Annotated in this window: 17 protein-coding genes; 6 read left to right on the top strand and 11 right to left on the bottom strand. The window is 64.4% G+C overall.

Annotation, left to right across the window (positions count from 1 at the left end; all coding sequences use genetic code 11):
• Window positions 1–61 precede the first annotated feature (61 nt).
• Window positions 62–385, top strand: a complete 324-nt coding sequence (locus ACOFKW_RS16180; protein WP_419815152.1) for a DUF1294 domain-containing protein — start codon at window positions 62–64, stop codon at window positions 383–385.
• Between the two features lie 7 nt (window positions 386–392).
• Here the strand turns inward: ACOFKW_RS16180 and ACOFKW_RS16175 are convergent, their stop codons facing one another.
• The 10 genes from ACOFKW_RS16175 to ACOFKW_RS16130 all read right to left on the bottom strand — a co-directional run bounded on the left by ACOFKW_RS16175 (window position 393) and on the right by ACOFKW_RS16130 (window position 8,466).
• Entirely contained in the window at window positions 393–869 is a 477-nt protein-coding gene (locus ACOFKW_RS16175) for an A24 family peptidase (RefSeq protein ID WP_419815151.1), read from the bottom strand.
• Window positions 866–1,813, bottom strand: coding sequence for a type II secretion system F family protein (locus ACOFKW_RS16170; RefSeq protein WP_419815150.1), 948 nt, complete (start codon window positions 1,811–1,813; stop codon window positions 866–868). The genes ACOFKW_RS16175 and ACOFKW_RS16170 overlap by 4 nt, the downstream gene beginning before the upstream one ends.
• Window positions 1,814–1,823: 10 nt before the next feature.
• Window positions 1,824–2,801, bottom strand: coding sequence for a type II secretion system F family protein (locus ACOFKW_RS16165; protein WP_419815149.1), 978 nt, complete (start codon window positions 2,799–2,801; stop codon window positions 1,824–1,826).
• On the bottom strand, window positions 2,798–4,201 hold the full coding sequence (locus ACOFKW_RS16160; RefSeq protein ID WP_419815148.1) for a CpaF family protein: 1,404 nt from the start codon (window positions 4,199–4,201) through the stop codon (window positions 2,798–2,800). Before ACOFKW_RS16160 ends, ACOFKW_RS16165 begins: the two co-directional genes overlap by 4 nt.
• A complete protein-coding gene (locus ACOFKW_RS16155) occupies window positions 4,198–5,298 on the bottom strand; it encodes an AAA family ATPase (protein WP_419815147.1) in 1,101 nt (366 codons plus the stop codon). Before ACOFKW_RS16155 ends, ACOFKW_RS16160 begins: the two co-directional genes overlap by 4 nt.
• Window positions 5,299–5,389: 91 nt before the next feature.
• Window positions 5,390–5,635 (bottom strand): hypothetical protein, encoded by a 246-nt coding sequence (locus tag ACOFKW_RS16150; protein ID WP_419815146.1) that lies wholly within the window; start codon window positions 5,633–5,635, stop codon window positions 5,390–5,392.
• Window positions 5,636–7,000, bottom strand: coding sequence for a type II and III secretion system protein family protein (locus ACOFKW_RS16145; protein WP_419815145.1), 1,365 nt, complete (start codon window positions 6,998–7,000; stop codon window positions 5,636–5,638).
• The gene (cpaB, locus tag ACOFKW_RS16140) at window positions 7,000–7,785 is read right to left on the bottom strand and encodes a Flp pilus assembly protein CpaB (protein ID WP_419816983.1); all 786 of its coding nucleotides are present in this window, start codon (window positions 7,783–7,785) and stop codon (window positions 7,000–7,002) included. The genes ACOFKW_RS16145 and cpaB overlap by 1 nt, the downstream gene beginning before the upstream one ends.
• A 190-nt stretch (window positions 7,786–7,975) precedes the next feature.
• Complete coding sequence (locus ACOFKW_RS16135) at window positions 7,976–8,161, bottom strand: Flp family type IVb pilin (protein WP_419815144.1); 186 nt, start codon at window positions 8,159–8,161, stop codon at window positions 7,976–7,978.
• Between the two features lie 131 nt (window positions 8,162–8,292).
• On the bottom strand, window positions 8,293–8,466 hold the full coding sequence (locus tag ACOFKW_RS16130) for a Flp family type IVb pilin (protein WP_419815143.1): 174 nt from the start codon (window positions 8,464–8,466) through the stop codon (window positions 8,293–8,295).
• A 781-nt stretch (window positions 8,467–9,247) separates the two neighbouring features.
• Here ACOFKW_RS16130 and ACOFKW_RS16125 point away from each other — a divergent pair.
• The 3 genes from ACOFKW_RS16125 to ACOFKW_RS16115 are packed head-to-tail and all read left to right on the top strand — an operon-like array spanning window position 9,248 to window position 12,596.
• Window positions 9,248–11,614: a TadG family pilus assembly protein gene (locus ACOFKW_RS16125; RefSeq protein WP_419815142.1), complete on the top strand. Its 2,367-nt coding sequence runs from the start codon at window positions 9,248–9,250 to the stop codon at window positions 11,612–11,614.
• A complete protein-coding gene (locus tag ACOFKW_RS16120) occupies window positions 11,611–12,171 on the top strand; it encodes a TadE/TadG family type IV pilus assembly protein (RefSeq protein ID WP_419815141.1) in 561 nt (186 codons plus the stop codon). Before ACOFKW_RS16125 ends, ACOFKW_RS16120 begins: the two co-directional genes overlap by 4 nt.
• The gene (locus ACOFKW_RS16115) at window positions 12,168–12,596 is read left to right on the top strand and encodes a TadE/TadG family type IV pilus assembly protein (protein ID WP_419815140.1); all 429 of its coding nucleotides are present in this window, start codon (window positions 12,168–12,170) and stop codon (window positions 12,594–12,596) included. The genes ACOFKW_RS16120 and ACOFKW_RS16115 overlap by 4 nt, the downstream gene beginning before the upstream one ends.
• A 286-nt stretch (window positions 12,597–12,882) precedes the next feature.
• Here the strand turns inward: ACOFKW_RS16115 and ACOFKW_RS16110 are convergent, their stop codons facing one another.
• The gene (locus ACOFKW_RS16110) at window positions 12,883–14,274 is read right to left on the bottom strand and encodes a M28 family peptidase (protein ID WP_419815139.1); all 1,392 of its coding nucleotides are present in this window, start codon (window positions 14,272–14,274) and stop codon (window positions 12,883–12,885) included.
• Between the two features lie 106 nt (window positions 14,275–14,380).
• Here ACOFKW_RS16110 and ettA point away from each other — a divergent pair, with 106 nt between their 5' ends.
• Together ettA and ACOFKW_RS16100 are read left to right on the top strand one after the other, a co-directional pair.
• A complete protein-coding gene (ettA, locus tag ACOFKW_RS16105; protein ID WP_419815138.1) occupies window positions 14,381–16,057 on the top strand; it encodes an energy-dependent translational throttle protein EttA in 1,677 nt (558 codons plus the stop codon).
• A gap of 35 nt (window positions 16,058–16,092) precedes the next feature.
• Window positions 16,093–16,719, top strand: coding sequence for a squalene/phytoene synthase family protein (locus ACOFKW_RS16100; protein WP_419815137.1), 627 nt, complete (start codon window positions 16,093–16,095; stop codon window positions 16,717–16,719).
• Window positions 16,720–16,756 lie beyond the last annotated feature (37 nt).

Genomic DNA, 16,756 nt, shown 5'->3' with positions numbered 1-16,756 from the left:
CAAAGCGTTAATGTAATATTACCATTGGCATGGCAAAACCGCCTGGAGCCGGCTGGGAGAAATGCCGGTTCGTGTAGGCGTGGGCGGGGAGAAGTGCGTGACGGGCTGGTTCATATTGGCATGGTTCATCGTGATGAACGTGACCGCTTACTATGCCTATGCAACCGACAAGACTCGCGCCCTGAACGGCGGCTTCCGGATTCCGGAACAGCGATTGCTGATCATCGCGGCGATGGGTGGCTCGATCGGTGCGATCGCCGCGCGGCTCCGGTTGCGTCACAAGACGCGCAAGCAACCCTTCGCCGACATGCTGCTGCTGACCGTCGGGCTTCAGCTCGGGGCGGCGATCGGCCTGGGTGTGCTGATGCTGCTCGTCGGGCCTTGAATCCGCTTCAGCTGAAGATCGTCGCTGCCCAGGTCGCGACACCGCCGAGAATGGCGACCGCGTAGGGGATCGGCCCGCCGGCACGCAGACCCGGATAAGCATGGCCGCTGTCGTTGCCGGCTAGCCGCCGCCCGACCAGCGCGACCGAGGCCAGCACGCCGCCCGCCAGCATCGTGCCCAGCATCAAGGTCGGCAATCCGTCGAGGCCGGCCCATAATGCGCATGCGCCCAGCAGCTTGACGTCGCCGCCGCCCATCCAGTTCATCGCGAACAGTCCGACGCCGACAGCGAAGATCGCTGCTCCCGCGGCGGCGTGGTAGGCCCATTCCCAGCCATGCACCTGGCTCGCGGCGAACGGCAGGAATAGCAGGACGATGGCGATCGACAGGCCATCGGCGATTTCGAAGCGCCGGACGTCCTGCACTGCAGCCGCGATCACGCAGCCTGCCGCTGCGATCGCCGACGCTGCTGCCAGCGCGTTCATTTGGAGGCCGCGAGGCTCGGCAACAGGTCGCGCTTGACCAGAATGATACCGGGCAGCAGCAGCACCGAGATCATCGTCGGAAGCATGAAGGCGACGAGCGGGATCGAGATCATCACCGGCAGGCGGTGCGCCTTCTCCTCGGCGCGCATCTTGCGACCTTCGCGCATCTCCAGGGCATAGGATTTCAGCGCCTGGCCGATGCTCGAGCCGAGCTTGTCGGACTGGATGATCAGCGTCACGAACGATGCGATCTCGGGGACGTTGGTGCGGACGATCAGGCCGCGCAGGGCATCGGCGCGGCTACGCCCGGCGCGCAGCTCCAGCGAAACGATCTCGAACTGCTCGGACAACAGGCGGTGCGACCGCCGGACCTCGACCCCGACGCGCTGGAAGCAGGCATCGATGCCGAGGCCGGCCTCGACGCAGACCAGCATCAGGTCGAGGGTGTCGGGGAAGCCGTTGAGGATCTCGTTGGCGCGCTTCTTGGACCGCTGCCCGACATACCAGCCCGGCGCGTACAGGCCGGCAACCGCGGACAGCGCGATGTAGATGTACAGCCGGCCCGGCGATGGCGGAACGGCGGCGGACATCTGCACGGCTGCCATGATCGACGGCAGCAACAGCGTAAGCACGACGCGCGTCAGCATGAACAGGCGCGGCGCATAGGGTTGATAATAGCCCGCCTGGATCAGCCGCCCCCTGAGCAGGTCGGACTTGGCGTCGGTCAGCGAGACGCCACGAGCCTCGACCAGCTTGACCAGCCGCTCCCAGATCGACGGCGCTGCCGAATGGCGCAGGCTGGCCTGCTTGACCTGGGCCACGGCGGCGGTGCCGGCCAACCTGTGGCGCAGGTCGACGCGTTGCGCGAACAGCGGTGCCAGCGCCAGGAACACCAGGCAACCGGCCGCAAAGACCAGGGCCAGCAAGACTATCTGGGAAAGCATCGACCCCATCTCAAACCTTCAGATTGACCATTTTCTTGATGGTCAGGATGCCCAGCAAATAGAGCGTCAGGATGATGCCGAAGCCCGGCATGAACATTGGATCGCCGGCAACGTCGAGGTAGAAATTGGGTGAGCTGATGAAGGTAATGGTGAAGGTGAACACCGGCAGGATCGACAGCATGGTGCCGGTCATTTTGCCTTCGCTCGACAGCGCACGGACCTTCAACACCATCGATGCACGCTCGCGAATGACCTTGGTAAGGCCCTCGAGAATCTCGGCCAGGTTGCCCCCGGTCTCGCTCTGGATCGAGACGCAGACGACGAACATCTGCACATCTTGGGAGTCGATTCGGTCGGACAGGTTGACCAGCGCCTCACGCAGGTTGAGGCCGTAATTCGTCTCGTCGATGACGATCCCGAACTCTGATCCGCAAGGGTCGGGCATCTCGGTGGTCAGCAGTTCGAGCGCGGACGAGACCGGATGCCCGGCGCGCAGGCCGCGGACGAAGATGTCGAGGGCGACCGGAAATTGCGAATCGAACAGTTTGATACGCTTGGCCGCCTTGTTGTTGACGTGCATGATCGGCAGGCCGAAGCCGAGCGCGACTGCGAACACCAGCAGCACGGCGAACGCCCCGACTGAGTTGAACTTGCCCGACAGCTGCGCCAGCGCGGGGAAGACGATGCCGATGGCCACGGTGGCGATGAGCATCCCGGTCAAGAAAGTTCGTGCGCTGACTTGCATGCCGGCCTGGCCGAGACGGCGCTCGAGCCATTCCAGCAACGGGGTAATCAGCGGGCGCGCCGGACCGTCGGATTGCGAGCGGCGCAGCAGCGACAGGACCTCGTCGCGGGACTTGCCGCCGGCGATCAGGCCAAGGCGACGATTGACGTGCTTGTTTCCCGCGGCGGCCCGGACGCGGCCGAAGGCGAACTCGGCGAGGAGGACGACCGACAGGAACGTCAGCAGATAGACGACCATCATCATGTCGAGGCCAACAGCTTCCGGGTCGGATCGAACAGGTCGGGAGACAGCTTGATACCGCGCGCCTGCAAATGCTCCATGAACTTGGGACGGATCCCGGTTGCCTCGAAGTGGCCGAGAACCTTGCCGTTTTCATCGACGCCGGTGCGCGTATAGCGGAAAATCTCCTGCATCAGCACGGTCTCGCCCTCCTGACCGGTGACTTCGCTGATCGACATCACTCGGCGCGAGCCGTCGCTTAGCCGGGCCAGCTGGAGCACGACATGGATCGCCGCGGCGATCTGTGCGCGTGCCGATTTCGGGCTGATGTCGATGCCGCTCATGCCGATCATCTGCTCGATCCGGCTCAGCGCGTCGCGTGGCGTGTTGGCGTGGACGGTGGTCATCGAGCCGTCGTGGCCGGTGTTCATCGCCTGCAGCATGTCGAACGCCTCGCCGGCGCGGATCTCGCCCAGCACGATCCGGTCGGGACGCATCCGCAGTGCGTTCTTGACGAGCTCGCGTTGGCTGATCTCGCCGCGACCTTCGATATTCGGCGGGCGGGTCTCCAGGCGAACGACGTGGCGCTGCTGCAGCTGGAGCTCGGCCGAATCCTCGATGGTCAGGATCCGCTCCGACCCGTCGATCGCCGCCGACAGCGCATTGAGCATGGTGGTCTTGCCGGAGCCGGTGCCGCCCGAGATGATGACGTTGCGCCGCGCCTCGACGATGCCGAGCAGGACCTCCGCCGCCTCCTGCGGCAGCGCGCCATAGCCGACCAGCTTGGACATATCGATCGGGGTCTTGGAGAACTTCCGGATCGACAGCAGCGGGCCATCGACCGCGAGCGGCGGGATGATCGCGTTCAGCCGGCTGCCGTCCGCCAGCCGGGCGTCGACCATCGGCGAGCTCTCGTCGATGCGGCGGCCGACGGCGCCGACGATCTTCTGGATGATCCGCAGCAGGTGGCGGTCGTCCTTGAAGCGGGTCTTGACCTCCTCGATCTTGCCGCGCCGCTCGACGAACACGACGTTGCAGGTGTTGACCATGATGTCGGTGATCGTCGGGTCCTTGAGCAGCGGCTCCAGCGGCCCCAGTCCGAGCAATTCGTCGAGGATATCGTCGACCAGCTCGCGGCGCTCGGCGAAGTTCAAGGCATGGTTCTGCTCGACCAGCATGTCCTGGACGATATCGCTGACCTCGCTGCTGATCTGCTCGCGGGTCATGGTCTCGAGCGCCGACAGGTTGATGCGCTCGATCAGCCGCTGGTGAAGATCGACCTTGAGATCGGTCTGCCGGTCGGCACGGGTCGGGACGACCAGTTTCGGGACCGGCGGGGCAGGGGTTTCGACGGCGGGTGATGGTACCACCGACAGTGCCGGGGCCGCGGCCACTGCGCCACCCTTGCGGGTCGGCCAGATCATGCCACCACCGTCTGGCCGAGACGGGCGACGAGCATGGCGAGATCCTTTTCGACGCGTGTCTTGGAGCTGACGCTGGCTAGTGGCCGGCCCTGGTCGATGGCGTTGGTGACCGTGGCGACGTCATTGGTGATCGTGATGTCGACCTTGCGGCGCAGAACTCGCTCGCTATCGCCCATGTCGATGGTGCGAAACATCTTGGATGGGACGCGGTTCAGGACGATGTGGATCGGCACCTTGAGGCCATTGGCCTCAATCACGTCGAGCTGGCGTCGCGCCTGCCGCAAGCCGGGAACGCTGAGGTTGGTGACCAGGCAGACGGCGTCCGAACGGTCGAGCACGGCGAGCGACCAGCTGGTCCAGGCGGCGGGCAGGTCGACGAGGACGATCTCGTGCAGCTGTGCCGCAGTGGCAAGGATCTGGCCGGCGAGGGCCGGGGTAAGGATCTCCAGCGGCACCATCTCGGGCGGGGCCGCGATGACATGGAGGCCGGAGCTGTGCCGTGCCGCGATGGTCTGGAACAGCGTGGTGTCGAGCCGCTCCTTGGCCTCGATCAGGTCGAGCAGGCCGAGATTGGGCTGCATGTCGAGGTAGAGCGCGGCGGCGCCGAACTGCACGTCGAGGTCGATCAGGCAGGTCGAATGATTGGCCGCCCACATGCAGCCGGCCTGCGAAGCGATGACGGTCGCACCGGCGCCGCCGACGGCCCGGAAGAAGCTGATGACGCGGCCACTGGGGGCGGCCGAAATCGGCCGGCTGGCGATGATGCGTCGGGCGGCGTCGATGGCTTGGTCGAGATCGGCAGGCTCCAGCGGCAGCGGTACGACGTCGATCGCGCCGGCGCGGATCAGGGCTCGCGTGCCCGACACTGTAAGGCCGCGGCAGGCGGCGATGACCGGGGCGTGCTGGCCGGCGGCGAAATGCTCGAACAGCTGGATGTTGCCGGGCCGGTCGAGCATGACCTCGACGATCACCACCTCGGCATGGCGCAGGAACGGCAAGCCAGGCGTCAGGTTGGCGAGTTCCGCCAGATGCAGGTGCAGGTCGATGGCACCAGTCTCGACCGGCACGGCAAAGGAGTTCGAGGGGTCGCAGATCAATGCGACGCGTAGCGGTCGTGAGTGCCCCGCAGCCGTTGGCGCGCCGCTTCCGGGCGCCGGCGTGTTGGGGGGGAGGGCGCTCACCGGGCGCCTATTTCGGTCCGCCGCCGGTGGCGGCGAACGGCGTCGCAGGCCCGGTGTTCGCCGGCGCCTTGACCCGGTCGCTCAGCAGTCGCTTCACCGCATCGGTACCCAGCGAGCCGTTGGTGCCTTCCATCTCCTTGCCGACGTGAGTCGGCTCGACGGTCATCGCCAACATGTTGTCATGGACAGCGGTGCCAAGTTCAGGAGCGGTGACGCAGCCGCCGAGCAGGACGAGGAGGGCCAGACTACGCATCTACTTGGCCCCTTGCGCTTTTTCGATCTTGCCCAGCAGGAACTGGTCAGGCTCCGACGCCGGCTGTACACGGTCGGTCGGCAACGCGAGCGCGGCAGGCGCAACCGGGCGGATCAAGTGCGGCGTCACGGTGATCACCAACTCGGTTTCAGCCTTGTTGAAACTGGTCGAGCGGAACAATGCACCGAGGATCGGGATGTCGGCAAGCAGCGGAACCTGACGCGCGGTATTGTTGAACTCTGTGCTGACAAGACCGGCGATTGCGAAGCTCTGACCGTCGCGCAGCTCCAGCGTCGTACGGGCGCGACGGGTCCTGAGGCCCGGGATCGAGATGCCGTTGAGGATCAGAGAAGCGCTCGGATCGATCGCGCTGACTTCCGGTGCGACGATCAGATTGACCATGCCATCGGCGAGAACTGTCGGCGTGAACGCCAAGCTGACACCGAACTGCTTGAATTCAACCGTGATCGTTGGGATGGAGCCGGTGGTGCCGGCGGTTGACGCCACTGGCACCGGGAATTCGCCGCCCGCCAAAAAGGATGCAGTCTCGCCGGACAGTGCAATAAGATTAGGCTGGGCCAGTGTGGTCACCAACCCTTTTTCCTCAAGGGCGTCTAGTGCGAGATTGATGTTTACCGGACCGATGCCGAAGCTGCCGCCGATCGTCCCGAAATTATTGGACGGGACGACATCACCGGTGTTGCTGCCGAAGTTGCCCGAGTTGCTGAGCGACAAGGTGCGGATGCCAAGCTGCTTGACAGTGCCGCGCCGCATTTCAGAAAAGCGGACTTCCAGCAGAACTTGCTGGGGGGAGTTCAGGCCGAGCAGGTTGATGACTTTGCCGGGCGCGTAGCTGTCGGCGACCCGTGCGGCGCGGTCGGCCATGACAGCGTTGGAAACAGTGCCCTCGATCAACAGCGAATCATTGGCGGCGCGAACCTGGATCGGCTCGCCGGGCAGCAGGCTGCCGAGCAGGCGTTGCAGCGAGGCGGCATCGGGGCCGACCATGACGTCGACGACGGCCACCAGATTGTTGCTACGATCGTAAAGCGTCAGGTTGGTGCTGCCGAGCTTCTTGCCCAGCACATAGACAGTGTCGCCATTGATCGGCAGCACGTCGGCGATTTCCTGGTTGCCGATCATCGCCCGGCTGAAAGGACGGGCGGCGCGCACCAGCTGCGACTTGCCGAGAGGAATGGCGACCGCAGCGCCGGACTGGCCGGCGACAAATGCCACCTGGGCCGGTGCGTGCTGGGCAATGCCGAGCGAAATCAAAGCAGTGGCAGTCAGCGCGACCCGAAGGCCGCGCTGACGCCGCGCACTGAAGAAGGAAGGATGCGAGTTTGGCCCCCCGGTCACTTGCATCAATTCCTCCGCGCGATCTGGTAACTGGTTCGGTCGACGCCGCGGACGATCTCGAAACTTTCCGAAGCCGGCGCGCTGGCGACGCGGCGCACCCGCCGTGGTCGAGTCGGGCCGGCGGTGGGAGTGGCGACATGCCCGTCGTGCAGGTCGCTGACCGCGATGGTGCGGACGCGCGTGGCGGCCTGGTCGTCGGGGTTGCGCAAGGTCAGGCTGACGGTGCCGACCTGGCTGGCCAAGGCCAGCTTCTGCGCGAGTTCAGGGGTCACTTCGATGGTGACGCTCTGCACGACCTCGGCCTTGTCCTTGTTTAGATTGGCATCCTGGTTGACGGCGATGACCCGGATATCCTGCGCCAGCAGTGACGTGGTCGGCAGGCTTTGGCCCTGCGGTGCGAAGGTGATGACCAGGTCGACGTGCTCGCCCGGGAAGACGAAGCCACCAACGCCGAGGACATCGCTGACGCGGATCGTTGCGGCGCGCATGTTCGGCGCGATCTTCATGGAGATGCCGGCACCGCCACCTGGGCCCGAGAGCTTTTTGAGGGTCAATGGCTCGTTTATGTCCAATGGCTGCGCGAGAACGCGAGCCTGGCCAACAGCAGCGATTGTCCTGAAACTGTCGGGCGGGACGGCCTCATTGGGAAAGGCGACGACCCGAAACTTGGCTGGATCGATCTTGGCGCCGGTCGTCAGCGCCTCGGTCGCAACAACGACATCGGTGGTACGGGGAGCGACGGCGACCGCGTTGGCGGACGGCGTGCTCCCCGAACCGATGTAGAAACGCATCACGAAGACGGCTAACAGTCCTAGGACGATTGCTCCGATTAACATGAAGAGCGACCGCTGTGGCACTGATAGCAACCCCCGCTATTAAACAACATTACGCAACTAACTAAGATGAGTGCTAGGACCGTGGAGGGCAAATTGCCGCCAGCGAGTTCCAGTTCGCACAACCTTACATCAACAAACTAATAGGTTACTGCGAAAGTGCAGCGTTGGTCGTGATCGTAGTGGCGCTGGTGCTCATCGCAGTGCCAATGGCACCCTTAAGCGCGATCGCAGCAGTGACGATGCCGCCGCCCACGATGGCAAGGATCAGCACATATTCAGCCGCAGATGCACCGCTCTTAGACAAGCGTACGGATTTCAAGAGCTTCATCATCGTGTCCATCCTTATATTGACGCAGGCGCTAGTACTGTTTGTGGTCGGTCCGACAATTGCGGCCGTAACAGACCACCAACAAAGGGCAGTTCGAACGCGCTGACCCGTGAGGAGCCGGCGCGTCGATCTACTTACGCGTTGGTCGTGATCGTCGTAGCGGTCGAAGTCATCGCGCCGCCGATTGCGCCCTTGAGTGTGATTGCCGCGGCAACGATGCCGCCGCCGACGATGGCGAGGATGAGCGCGTATTCGGCAGCCGAGGCGCCACTCTTGGAGATCCGGATCGACTTGAGAAGCTTCATCATGGTCGTAAGCCTTAAAGTGACGCCGTCACCGGCGTGGTTACACTCATCGACCGGCTAGACCCCGGGCGACGCGATTCAAGTCAGGTTGGATTGTTTGCAGATGCCGCAGATATTGATCGCTCTGCGTCCGCTGCGCCCGGCACATGTCCGGACAATCCCCTGGCCCGAGGCCAACACAGTCTTTCCTAAAGCATGATGCAACAGAAAAATTGTTACTGAATTTTAACCGGAAGCGTGAAATTCAGAATTAGCGAGCGATGTCTCCACCGAAACGGACTATTTCGTTGCAGAAATGTCACGGAAAAATTTACGATTAAAAACGTTTCGCAACCAGCGCGAGTGAGTTTAGCGCAGGTAAATATCCGACAGAATCATTCTTCCCCGGATTGACACATGCCGACGGGCTTGGGCGATTCGAGTCGTGCCACTGTTATTCGCGCAACTCGACAGCCTGCTCGTGATCAGCGACCGCTGTACAATATCACGTTGGAAATTTCGGCGCTCTACTGTGCCAAAATTGTCGCATTGCGGCGATCGGGAATACGCACCCTTGGCCCGTCCGTTCCCCCGCGTGACTTAATCGAACGATAACAAGACCAAAACGGTTGAACCATTTCGGCACATTCGTAACCACGGGTTCGGCTTCGGCTACAGGTGGTATCCCGCGGACCGCAAAGTCGTCGGCGAGGTGTCGGGATAACCCATTCCACACAGTTATTCCGTTGCGCTAACCAAATCCTAAGCTCTAGGTCGCATTTGCCAATTTCGGGGGTTTATTCCAATGCGTTTGTCGCGTGTCGCCACCGCTGTTCTGAGTAGCCGGCGTGGTGCCGTCAGCGTCATCGGCATGCTGTTGCTGCCCTGCTTCATCGGTATCGCCGGCCTAGTCGTCGAAACCGGACACGGTCTCGTCGAGAAGGTCGAGAATCAGCGTGTCGCCGATCAGGCGGCCTATGCTGGGGCCGTCGCGTATAACAGTACCGCCTCGGAGACTTCGATGCGTGCCGCTGCAGGCGCCGTCGCGACCTTGAACGGCTATCCCGCCAGCCAGGTCAGTGTCGCGTTGGTCAGCTCCCCGAACAATCCTGCCGGCGTGTCGACAAGCAACGCCGCTTATATCAACGCGGTACAGGTCACCGTCACGACCAGCGTGCCTCTGGTTTTCAGCCGTTTGCTTGGATCCGGCGCGACGTTGAATGTGCCGAGCATGGCGATGGCCGAGCTGAAGAAGCAGCAGGAGTCGTGCCTGCTGGCCCTCGACAGCGCGGCTTTGGGGATTCCGCTCACAGGTGGCACCCAGGTCAATGCGCCGGCCTGCACCATAGCCACCAATGCCAGCACATCGGTGCCGTGCGGCACGAGCATGGTCAGCATCGGCCTGACTTATAACGGCGCCGCACCGACGCGCTGCAACTCGACCGAGTCGATCCGATTGCCGACCGGCCCGTCGATTGCGGCGATCAAGCAGTTCGCCGCAGATCCGCTCGCCACCAACGCAGACATCGTCACCGCACGAAGCCGGCTGGCCCAGGTCGCCAGTCTGGTCTCCCCGGTCGCTCCGCCTGCTCCGTCCGGTCCGGTCATCGCGGTGCCGACGGGAACGTTCCGCGACATCGATTTCGCCTATGACGAAGCGGGCACCAAGCTACAGGCCATCGCCCTTGGCTGCGTCGCCACCTTGTCGAACAATGTCTGGACGCTGACCTGCCCGGCCGGCACCTACAAGTTCAACTCGTTGACTGTCGGTGGCGGTCGGACCTTGGTCTTCAACCCCAATGGTCCCGCTTCCAACGTCTACCAGTTCAGGAACAGTTTGAACCTGGCATTCGCCACGGGCTCCAACATCGCCTTTGGACCGGGCGCGTACACCTTCGCAAATGGCCTAACCATCGGATATGGCGGCGCCACCTTCGGAGCGGGGACGCTCAACATCATCGGTAGTTTCCTGACCGGCGGAGCGACGATCGCCTCCACCGACGTAAATGTCTCGGGCAGCCTGACGATCGATAGCACGGCCCGCCTGACCGGGGCGGGCACGCTCAACGTCGGTGGCGCCTTGATCAGCGCGGGCTCCGGCTTCGCCCAGCCGACGGTCAATGTCGCCGGAAACTTCTCGGTAACGAGCAGCGCCGCCTTCCCTAATTTGACGACGCTCAAGGTCGGCGGCGACATGTACGTCGGCAGCTCAGGCACGATGAGCTTTGCCGGAGGGGACTATCAAATCAGCAAAGGACTGACCGTCGGCGGCAGCACCAGCGCGAGTTTCGGCGTCGGCACCTACTGGATCGGGAGGAACTCCGGCATCTGTGTTAGTCTTACCCTACCCAGCCTGTGCGTCACCGCGTCGGGCACCACGACCTTCAGTGGATCCAGCACGTTCCTGCTGACCAACGGCGTCGCTGTCGGCGGTGGCGCGACCTTGTTCATGGGCAGTTCGGGCAACGCCAACAGCTTCAAGATCGGGCCGAGCACGGACCAGACCGCCATCTATGTCGGCGGCGGTGCGTATCTGAAGATGGGCGATGCCACCGCAGCGGGCAGCGTCTTCCAGATCAATGGCCATATCAGCAGCAGCAATGGCGGCGGCAGTTGCCTCTTCCTGAGCGCGGCGGAAAACCACGACATCAACGGTCGGATCGTAACTGCCGGAGCGACGATCCTCGGCGCCGGCGTCTACACCGTCAACGGTGCTGTCGGTATCGGCGCAAGCGGCGGCGGCAACAAGACCTGCGACGGCGTTTCGACCGGCTTCGTCGGTGCAGGTGTGTCGCTGGTTCTGTCGAACGCCAATCCGATCATCAATTCGATCAACTGCCTCGGCCAGGCCTTCTGCGTAGCGGCAGGCTATAGCAACGTCTCGCTGACCGCACCGACCGCCGGCGACCATGCCAAGATGGCAGTGATCGGGCCGGCGACCGGGACGGCGGGCGCCTATTTCACGGAAGGCGGATCGGGCACTACCATATCGGGTTTGTTGTACTTTCCGCTCGGCAGCGTACGGCTCGACGGCGCCGCCAGCGTCGGCAATGGTACTGGCCAATGCCTGCAGATAATCGCCAAGGACATCTCGCTGAACGGCGGCTCGCTGCTCGCGTCGACGTGCATCAGCGGCACGGCCAGCGGCTCGCAAGTGGTGTTAATACGATGATCGGACACAGGCTTTGGCGAGATCGGCGCGGCGTCGCAGCGGTCGAGTTCGCGATCTTCGTTCAGATCCTGGCACTGCTGTTCGCCGGCACCTTCGATATCGGCGCGGTAATCTACAAGCGCTTCCTGCTCGACAACGCGCTCAATGCGGCGGCGAACTATGCGATCAACAACCAGGCCAACGTCACCGCGAGCACCGGCGTCGCGCTGGCGGTGACGCTGGGCAACATCACGGCCAACACGGTCGGCACCAACTATGCCAACGCCGTCGTGGTGGTGAATAACGGACCGACGCGCACGGTCACCAACGGCACCGGTGCGAACATCGGTGCAACCGCAGGCGCCGACTATTGCTATTGCCCGACGCTGACCGCGGGGGCGGGCAGCGCGATCGTCTGGGGCAGCGCGGTGGTCTGTGGTTCGGCCTGTGCGAGCGGGCTGCGCGCCGGCAAGTTCGTCACCTTGACCGCGAGCCGGGCCCATTCACCGCTATTCTCGAACTACGGCATCGTCCACGCCGGCACGATAAGCGTATCGACGACGGTGCAGGTGGCATGATCCGTCGCAAGCTCGGCAAGCGTGGCACCACGGCGGTCGAGTTCGCCCTCGTGCTGATGCCGTTGATGCTGCTGTTGTTCGGCATCCTAGAATTCGGACGGTTGCTATGGACCAAGGCGGCGTTCCAACAGACCGCGATGAGCGTCGCGCGCTGCATGGGCGTCAAGCAACCGGCCTGTGCGACCGGCACCAACGTCGATACCGCCAAGGCGACGACCTATGCGCTGTCGTTAGCCACCAGCTTCCACGTTCCATTGCCGGCGAGCGCCCTAGCTTTGAGCGCCAGTGGTACCTGCGGCGGGCAGGGCGGCTTTTCGCGCGTCGTGATCACCTCGACGTTCCATGTCGTCGTGCCGCTCATCCAGCCGTTCATCGGAACCGCCGGCGACCTTGGCACGATCGCCTGCTTTCCGAACCAGGTCTAATCAGGCGATCAGCCGCCGGTGCGACGACGAAACACCGGCGAGTTGATCCGGGCCATCAACTCCGCATAGCCGCCAGCAACGAGCTCCGTATCACTCGGCGCATCGAGCTGGGCGAAGAGTTCGGCAAACTCGCTTGAGATTGGGGCATCACCAGATGGGCGGACACACGCCTCATCTTCAACACAGGACGGACTTGCCATTCAATCGCACACCGATACGGCTTCGCGCCCCCAACTGAGCTAGCGACGCGAAGTTCCAGCCTAATGCGCCTGCCGCTACAATTTTGTCAGGGTAAAGGCGCGATCGCCGGGTGAGCCATCGGAACGTCCGAACTTGCGGTCAGCCACAGCATCGAGACCCAGCCGGCAACGTTTTGATCCATCTGGACCCGGTCGATCTTGTCCAGCGTATCGTCGGCGGTGTGGTGGATGTCGAAATAGCGCGTGCCGTCCTGCGCCAGGTCGATCACGCCGGCGCCGGACTCGATGATCGCCTCGATGTCGGTGCCGCCATGCGCCGCCGCTGACGATGGTGCGATCCCGAGCGGTGCCAGCACCTTGGCGAGCGACGCCATCAGTGGCTTGGCCCCCGCCGCAACATTGCTGCGAAGCTGCCAGACACGGTCGGCGCCGAAGTCCGACTCTGCCGTCAGGATCGCGGTGTCACCGGGGTGACCCTTCAGATATTGCTGCCCGCTGAGCGGTCCCTGGCTTTCCTCGTCGCCGAACATGACGACGCGGATGGTGCGGCGCGGGCGCGGGATCTCGCCCGACTTGATCGCATCGATGATCAGCTTGGCCGCGCCGGTGGTGATGGCGATACCCGCCGCGTCGTCGATGGCGCCGGTACCCAGGTCCCAGCTGTCGAGATGCCCGCCGACGACGATGACCTCGCGCGGCGCCGTCGCCCCGGTGATCTCGCCGATGACATTGCCCGACTTGCCGGTCCCGGTCAGGCGCGGGGTGAGCGTCAGGTGCAGCGTCACCGGGCCGCGATCGAGCAGTCGCGCCAGTTGCTGGGCATCGGGCACCGTCAGCGCTGCGGCGGCGATGGGAGTGACGTCGCCCCAGGTCGTCGTGCCGGTGTGCGAAACCCGCGCCGTACCGGTGCCGAGCGAGCGCAGCAGGAACGCCGCTGCACCCTTTTGCGCCGCAATCGCCGGGCCGGCGCGCCGGATGCCGCCGAACGCGCCGTAGCTCGACCCATCCTGCGCGCGCTGCATCGCATGGTCGATGAAGACGATCTTGCCCTTGAGGCTGCCAGCCGGCGCAGCGCTGAGCGCGTCGACATCGGCAAAGCGCACGACCTGCGCGGTAATCCCCGCCGCCGGCGTCGCACCGCTGTAGCCAAGCGCAGTCAGCACCAGCCGCTGCGCCGATGTCCCGACGACCTCCGCCGTCTCGACCCCGCGCTCCCAGCGCGGCACGTCGTACGTCTGCACATGGACGTTCTGGAAACCCATCGCCTTCATCCGCGCGACGCCCCAGTCGCGCGCCCGCGCCTCCGCCGGGGTACCTGCCAGCCGCTGCCCGACCTCGGTGGTCAGGCTCTCGACCACAGCATAGGCGGGCGAGCCCGTCAGTGCCCGGTCGCGCAGCATCGTCGCCACCGCCACCGGGTCGGCTGCCAGTGCAGGCGTGGCGAGGATTGACGCAGCGAGCAGGGCGGCAAAGCGCATGGGCGGCCTTCGAACGGGGATACACGCAGAGGTTTACCCATGCCCCGCCTTGCGCGTAAAGGAGCCGCATATTCCAGCCGCCAGAATCAAGCAGGAGCCGCAGTCCGTGGCCTATCAATACGCATTCGTGATGAAGGGCCTGAGCAAGGCCTACCCCGGCATGAAGCCGGTGTTCAAGGACCTGACGCTCAGCTTCCTGCCGGGCGCGAAGATCGCCATCATCGGGCCGAACGGCGCCGGCAAGTCGACGCTGATGAAGGTCATCGCCGGCATCGACAAGGAATACCAGGGTGAAGCCTGGGCCGCCGAGGGCATCCGCGTCGGCTATCTCAGCCAGGAGCCGCAGCTCGACCCGACCAAGGACGTGCGCGGCAACGTCATGGACGGCGTGCGCGGCATCGCCGACATGGTCGAGCGCTTCAACGCCATCGCGGCCGAAATGGGCGATCCCAAGGACGACACCGACTTCGACGCGCTGATGACCGAGATGGGCACGCTGCAGGAGAAGATCGATGCGGTCGACGGCTGGACCCTCGACAACCAGCTCGAGATCGCCATGGAGGCTCTGCGCACGCCGCCGCCGGAAAGCTCGGTCGAGAAACTGTCGGGCGGTGAAAAGCGTCGCGTCGCGCTGTGCAAGCTGCTGCTGGAGAAGCCCGAGATCCTGCTGCTCGACGAGCCGACCAACCATCTCGACGCCGAGAGCGTGTCGTGGCTGGAGAAGCATCTGCAGGATTATTCCGGCATGGTCATCCTCGTCACCCATGACCGCTACTTCCTCGACAATGTCGTGAAGTGGGTGCTCGAACTCGACCGCGGCAAGGGCATCCCGTTCGAGGGCAATTACTCGGCATGGCTCGAGGCCAAGTCGAAGCGCATGAGCCAGGAAAGCCGCGAGGACGAGAGCCGCGAGCGCGCCATCCGCGACGAGCTGCAGTGGATCCGTTCCAGCCCCAAGGCGCGCCAGACCAAGTCCAAGGCGCGCATCCAGGCGTTCGACGACCTCGTCGAGAAGCAGGCCAACCGGCGTCTGGGGACCGCGCAGATCCTCATCCAGATACCAGAGCGGCTGGGTTCGACGGTCATCGAGACCAAGGCGCTGGGCAAGAGCTTTGGCGAGAAGATCCTCATCGAGAATTTGTCGTTCAGCCTGCCGCCGGGCGGCATTGTCGGTGTCATCGGCCCGAACGGCGCCGGCAAGACGACGCTGTTCAAGATGATCACCGGCAACGAGAAGCCCGACGACGGCACCATCCGCGTCGGCGAGACGGTCAAGCTGGGCTATGTCGACCAGTCGCGCGACAACCTCGATTCCAACAAGAACGTCTGGGAAGAAATCTCCGGCGGCAACGAGAAGTTCTACTTCGGCAAGAACGAGGTGCTGACCCGCGCCTATGTCGGGGCGTTCAACTTCAAGGGCGCCGACCAGCAGAAGAAGGTCGGCCAGCTGTCGGGCGGTGAGCGCAACCGCGTCCACCTGGCGAAGATGCTGGTGCAGGGCGGCAACGTGCTGCTGCTCGACGAGCCGACCAACGACCTCGACGTCGAGACGCTGCGGGCGCTGGAGGAGGCACTGGAGTCCTTCGCCGGTTGCGCCGTGGTCATCAGCCATGACCGCTTCTTCCTCGACCGTCTCGCGACGCACATCCTGGCTTTCGAGGGCGACAGCCACGTCGAGTGGTTCGAGGGCAACTTCGAAGCATATGAAGCCGACAAGAAGGCCCGCATGGGCGACGCTGCCGACCGGCCGACCAAGCTGACCTACAAGCGGCTGACCCGCTAGCGGTGAGCGGCGGCGGTGAGATAGTCGGCGGTGAGATGATCGCCGACCTCGTTCGGTCCGCCGATCGCGAGCGCTGGCTGGCGGTGCAGTACGCGCCAGCCGCGGTCCGTCCGGCGCTGCTGGCACTGCATGCGCTCGACCTGGAGCTGGCGAAGGTCGTCGATACGACGACGGAGCCGATGCTCGGCGAGATCCGGCTGGCGTGGTGGCGCGAGCGGCTGGAGGGCCTCGACAAGGGACAGGTGCCGGCCCAGCCGGTGCTGCAGGCGCTGGCTACCGAGGTGCTGCCGCGCGGGGTGACCGGCGCTGTGCTAGCCGGGTTCGAGGACGCTTGGCTGCTGCGGCTCGGCGGCGACGAGGTTGCGGCGGCGCAGGGGCGGGGCCGGGCGTTGTTCGCTGCAATGGCGGTGTTGCTCGGGGGCGACCCGGTCGCGGCGGGGGCGCTGGGCGAGACCTGGGCGGCGGGGGATGCGGCGCGCTATGGGCTGGATGGCGTTGCTTTGGCTCCGGCGCGAGCGGCGACGGCGCTGAGGCCACTGGCTGGGCTGGCGGCGTTGGGCGCACGCGACCATGCCCGAGCTGCGGCTGGATTGCCCATCGAGTTGCGCGCCACGCCGGTCCGGCAGCTCATCCTGTTGCGCGGCGCCGTTTTCGGACGCTGACACGACGCTCTCCCCGCGCTAGACCGATGCGTAAGCG

Origin of the sequence: Glacieibacterium sp. (assembly GCF_965200405.1) — a bacterium.
GTDB lineage: Bacteria > Pseudomonadota > Alphaproteobacteria > Sphingomonadales > Sphingomonadaceae > Glacieibacterium.
Note: the sequence above shows the minus strand (reverse complement) of the source record. Positions and strands in the feature narration are given on the sequence as shown.